The sequence below is a fragment of the Methylibium sp. T29 genome (assembly GCF_000576205.1).
Classification (GTDB): domain Bacteria; phylum Pseudomonadota; class Gammaproteobacteria; order Burkholderiales; family Burkholderiaceae_C; genus Methylibium; species Methylibium petroleiphilum.
Genome location: NZ_AZND01000232.1, coordinates 1 through 5,211, shown reverse-complemented (window position 1 = coordinate 5,211; position 5,211 = coordinate 1). Strand labels below are relative to the sequence as shown.

Annotated in this window: 4 protein-coding genes and 1 pseudogene; 1 reads left to right on the top strand and 4 read right to left on the bottom strand. The window is 70.4% G+C overall.

Annotated elements, in window-relative coordinates:
* Positions 1–23: 23 nt before the first annotated feature.
* From x551_RS18225 to x551_RS18210, 4 genes and pseudogenes are all read right to left on the bottom strand, one after another.
* Positions 24–667, bottom strand: a pseudogene (locus x551_RS18225) (DUF4126 domain-containing protein).
* Between the two features lie 10 nt (positions 668–677).
* Positions 678–1,469: an enoyl-CoA hydratase/isomerase family protein gene (locus x551_RS18220; RefSeq protein ID WP_036235270.1), complete on the bottom strand. Its 792-nt coding sequence runs from the start codon at positions 1,467–1,469 to the stop codon at positions 678–680.
* Between the two features lie 40 nt (positions 1,470–1,509).
* Entirely contained in the window at positions 1,510–3,132 is a 1,623-nt protein-coding gene (locus x551_RS18215; RefSeq protein WP_011830933.1) for a carboxyl transferase domain-containing protein, read from the bottom strand.
* A gap of 25 nt (positions 3,133–3,157) precedes the next feature.
* Positions 3,158–4,333: an isovaleryl-CoA dehydrogenase gene (locus x551_RS18210; protein ID WP_036235272.1), complete on the bottom strand. Its 1,176-nt coding sequence runs from the start codon at positions 4,331–4,333 to the stop codon at positions 3,158–3,160.
* Between the two features lie 231 nt (positions 4,334–4,564).
* Here x551_RS18210 and x551_RS18205 point away from each other — a divergent pair.
* Positions 4,565–5,211 (top strand): TetR/AcrR family transcriptional regulator (locus x551_RS18205; protein ID WP_036249959.1); only part of this gene is annotated, 647 nt, incomplete at its 3' end.

The window sequence follows — 5,211 nt, the reverse complement described above, 5'->3', positions numbered from 1 at the left end:
GACGACCAGGATCTTCTTGAACATCAACGGGACTCCGTTGCCGTGGCCGACGCCGCACCCAGCAGCATCTTCAACCGGGCCCACAAGCGCGCCAGGAACTTCGAGAGCAGCCACACGAGGATCAGCATGCCGACGAAGGCCGCGGCCACGCCGGCGATCGCCAGCACCGGGTGCTCGAACGCCAGCCACAACATCGACGGCACCGCCAGATCACCGAGCAGCGACATGCCGATGTTGGAGAACGGCTCGGGCGAGGTGTTGACCGCGGCGCGCGTGGTCGCTTGGCAACGTGGCTGGTCGCGGCCAGCGTGCCACCCAGCAGGGCCGCCAGCGCCGCGGCGGTGGCGTGGTCGGCGCCGAACACCGAGGCGGCCAGCGCCGCGCCGGCCGGGATGCGGACCGCGGTGTGAACCAGGTCCCACAGCGAATCGAGACCGGGGATCTTGTCGGCAAAGAACTCGACGAACAGCATGAAGCCGCTGCCCGCCAGCATCGCCGGGTGCTGCAGCAGTTGCAGGCCGGGCGGCAGTTGCACCCAGCCGGCATAGCCGACCAGCCCGGTGATGGCGAGCACCGCGTAGAGCCGCAGGCCGCTGGCCCAGCCCAGCGCGGCGGCCAGCGCGATCAGATGGGTGGTGTCGAGCGCGTTCACCGCCGGCAGTTCCATCGTCGCTCCTTCACGCCTGCCAGCGCGGACGGCGCTTGCCGAGAAAGGCCTGCACGCCCTCGCGGCCGTCGTCCGAGGCGCGCGCATCGGCAATGAACTCCACGGTGCGCGCGATCAGGGCCGCATCGAGCGGCGCCCCGGTGATCTCGTGCAGCAGGCGCTTGCCAGTGGCCAGCGCCTGCGGGCTGGCGGCGAGCAGCGCGTCGACGAGAGCCTGCACCGCCGCGTCCAGCGCCTCGGCCGGCGCGACCTCGTGCAGCAGGCCCGTGCGCTGCGCGGTGGTGGCGTCGAAGCGCTCTGCCGTGAGCGTGTAGCGCTGCGCGGCACGCGGGCCCATCGCGCGGACCACGTAGGGGCCGATCGTCGCCGGCACCAGCCCGAGCTTCACCTCGCTGAGGCAGAACTGTGCGGTGTCCACTGCCACCGCGAGATCGCAGGCCGCCACCAGGCCCACGCCGCCGGCGTAGGCATCGCCCTGCACGCGCGCGATCGTCGGCTTGCGGCAGCCGGCGATGCTGCGCAGCATCTCGGCCAGGCCGGCCGCGTCGTCGAGGTCCTGCGCGCGCGTGTAGTCCGCCATGCGGCGCATCCAGTGCAGGTCGGCGCCGGCGCAGAAGGCCGGGCCCTCGGCGGCCAGCACGACGACGCGCACGGTGTCGTCGGCATCGAGCGCGCGGAAGGCCTGCGTCAGCGCGGTGATGACCTCGTCGTTGAAGGCGTTGCGCACGTCGGGGCGGCACAGCGTCACCCGCGCCACCGCGGCCGACGGTCGGCTCAGGCGGACGGTCGTGTCGGCGCTCATACGGCGTGACCCTGGCTGTGCGGCATCGCGGCGCCCTCCATCACATGCGGAACACGCCGAACTTCGCGTCGGGGATCGGCGCGTTCAGGCTGGCGCTCAAGCCCAGCGCGAGCACGCGGCGCGTGTCGGCGGGATCGATGACGCCATCGTCCCACAGCCGAGCGCTGGCGTAATAGGGATGCCCCTGGGTCTCGTACTGCGCGAGCAGCGGCGCCTTGAAGGCCGCCTCGTCCTCGGCCGACCAGTGCCCGCCCTTGGCCTCGATGCCGTCGCGCTTCACGGTGGCCAGCACGCTGGCGGCCTGCTCGCCGCCCATCACCGAGATGCGTGCGTTGGGCCACATCCACAGGAAGCGCGGCGAGTAGGCGCGGCCGCACATACCGTAGTTGCCCGCGCCGAAGCTGCCGCCGATGATCACGGTGAACTTGGGCACGTTGGCGCAGGCCACTGCGGTGACCATCTTGGCACCCGCGCGCGCAATGCCTTCGTTCTCGACCTTGCGGCCGACCATGAAGCCGGTGATGTTCTGCAGGAACACCAGCGGGATCTTGCGCTGGCAGCACAGCTCGATGAAATGCGCGCCCTTGTTGGCGCTCTCCGAGAACAGGATGCCGTTGTTCGCCACGATGCCGACCGGCAGGCCCTCGATGTGCGCGAAGCCGGTCACCAGCGTGGCGCCATAGCGCGCCTTGAACTCGTCGAACTCGCTGCCGTCGACGATGCGGGCGATGACCTCGCGCACGTCGAAGGGCTTGCGCGTGTCGGTCGGGATCACGCCCAGCAGTTCGGCCGCGTCGTAGCCCGGCGCCACCGGTTCGCGCCGCAGCGGCGGCTGCGGCTTGCGGTGGTTGAGGTGGCCGACGATCTGGCGCGCCAGCGCCAGCGCATGGGTGTCGTTGCGCGCCAGGTGGTCGGCCACGCCCGACAGGCGCGTGTGCACGTCGCCGCCGCCCAGGTCTTCGGCCGTCACCACCTCGCCGGTCGCAGCCTTCACCAGCGGCGGGCCGCCGAGGAAGATGGTGCCCTGGTCCTGCACGATGATGGTCTCGTCGCTCATCGCCGGCACGTAGGCGCCGCCGGCGGTACAGGAGCCCATCACCACCGCGATCTGCGGAATGCCGTCGGCGCTCAGGTTCGCCTGGTTGTAGAAGATGCGGCCGAAGTGGTCGCGGTCGGGGAACACCTCATCCTGGTTCGGCAGGTTGGCGCCGCCGCTGTCGACCAGGTAGAGGCAGGGCAGGCGGTTCTGCTGCGCGATCTCCTGCGCGCGCAGGTGCTTCTTGACCGTCAGCGGGTAATAGGTGCCGCCCTTGACGGTGGCGTCGTTGCACACGATCACGCACTCGACGCCGGCCACCCGGCCGATGCCGGCAATCACGCCGGCGCACGGCGCCGCATCGCTGCCGTCCGCGTCACGGTAGACGCCCATCGCAGCCAGTGGGGCGATCTCGAGGAAGGGCGTGTCAGGGTCCAGCAGCAGCTCGACCCGCTCGCGCGGCAACAGCTTGCCGCGTGCCACGTGCCGTGCGCGCGCGGTCTCGCCGCCGCCCAGCGCGATCTGCGCGAGCTTCGCGTGCAGGTCGTCGACGCCGCGGCGCATCGCCTCGGCATTGGCCTTGAACTCGTCGCTGCGCGGATCGAGGCGGGACACCAGGGTCGACATCGCGGGGCTCCTTCGGCCGGGGGACTCAGGCGGTTTCGGCGAACAGCTCGCGGCCGATCAGCATGCGCCGGATCTCCGAGGTGCCGGCACCGATCTCGTAGAGCTTGGCGTCGCGCCACAGGCGCCCGGCCGGGTACTCGTTGATGTAGCCGTTGCCGCCCAGCACCTGGATCGCCTCGCCGGCCATCCAGGTGGCCTTCTCGGCGGCGTAGAGGATGGCGCCGGCCGCGTCCTTGCGCAGCGAGCGGCTGTGGTCGGCGCGGTCGCAGGCCTGGCCGACGGCGTAGACGTACGCGCGGCAGGCCGAGAAGGTGGTGTACATGTCGGCCAGCTTGCCCTGCATCAGCTGGAACTCGCCGATGCTCTGGCCGAACTGCTTGCGGTCGTGCACATAGGGCAGCACCAGGTCCATGCAGGCGGCCATGATGCCCAGCGGCCCGGCCGACAGCACCGCGCGCTCGTAGTCCAGGCCGCTCATCAGCACCTTGACGCCGCCGCCCTCCTGGCCCAGCACGTTGTCGACCGGCACCTCGCAGTCCTCGAAGAACACGGGGTAGGTGTTGGACCCGCGCATGCCCAGCTTGTCGAGCTTGCTGCCGAAGCTCAGGCCCTTGAAACCCTTCTCGACGATGAGCGCCGTGACGCCCTTCGCGCCCGCCTCGGGCTCGGTCTTGGCGTAGACCACCATCGTGTCGGCGTCACCGCCGTTGGTGATCCACATCTTGGCGCCGTTCAGCACGTAACGATCGCCGCGGCGCTCGGCGCGCAGCTTCATGCTGACCACGTCGGAGCCGGCGTTGGGCTCGCTCATCGCCAGCGCGCCGACGTGCTCGCCGGACACCAGCGTCGGCAGGTAGCGGCCCTTCTGCGCTTCGCTGCCGTTGCGGTGCAGCTGGTTGATGCAGAGGTTGGAATGTGCGCCGTAGGACAGCCCCACGGCCGCCGAGGCGCGCGAGATCTCCTCCATCGCCACCATGTGCGCCAGGTAGCCGAGGCCGGTACCGCCGTAGGCCTCGCCCACCGTCATGCCGTGCACGCCCAGGTCGCCGAGCTTGCGCCAGAGATCGGGGGGGAACTGGTTGTCGCGGTCGATGTCGGCCGCGCGCGGCGCGATCTCCTGCTGGGCAAAGTCGCGCACGCTGTCGCGCAGCATGACCAGCGTGTCGCCGAGGTCGATATCGAGGCCGGTGAAGCTGGACATGTCGGTCTCCCGTGGGCTGCAGGTGGTCGGTGCGGCGGCCTGGCGCCGGTCATTCATGAGTTTCACTCAAAATTAGCGAACACCGAATGACTCGACCGCTTTTATGTCGGATCAGCGAGCATTCTAGAGAGTCGTCTGAGGCGAATCAAGCATTAATTGAGCTTTACTCAAGATTGCCAATCCCCGACAATCCGGCGTGCCCTCGCTGCCGTCCCCGCTGCCGCCGCCACGATGAACCGTCCGTCCGCCCTTGCCGCCCCGCGCCGCCGCGCGCCGGCCAGCGCCAAGTCCGAGCAACGCGTGCGCGACATCCTGCGCGTGGGCCGCGAGGTGTTCTCGGAGCGCGGCTACGAGCACGCCACCACGACCGAGATCGCGCAGCGCCTGGGCATCTCCGAGGCCACCGTGTTCACCTACTTCCGCGGCAAGCGCGAGCTGTGCACCCGCGTGGTCGGCGACTGGTACGACGAGATCATCGCCGCCATCGAGGCCGGCCTGCCGCGCGAGCGCGACACGCGCGCGCAGCTCGAGTTCTTCGTGCAGACCCACCTGCGGCTGTTCCTGACGCAGGGCACCGGGCTGTGCGCGCTGGTGCTGTCGGAAGGCCGCTCGAAGGGACAGGAGGCGCTGGGCGATGCCTTCGCGCCGCTGCAGCGCCGCTACACCGCGCCGCTGATGGACCTGCTGGCGCGCGGCCAGGCCAGCGGAGAGATCCGCCGCGACGTGCCGCTGCGCCTGCTGCGCACCCTGGTGCTGGGGCCGATGGAGCACCTGCTGTGGGAGGCCGTGCTGCAGCAGCGGCCGGTCGACGTGGACGAGACCGCGCGTGGCCTGCTCGCGGTGCTCTACCCGGCCCTGCAGGCGCCGCAGGCCGAGCT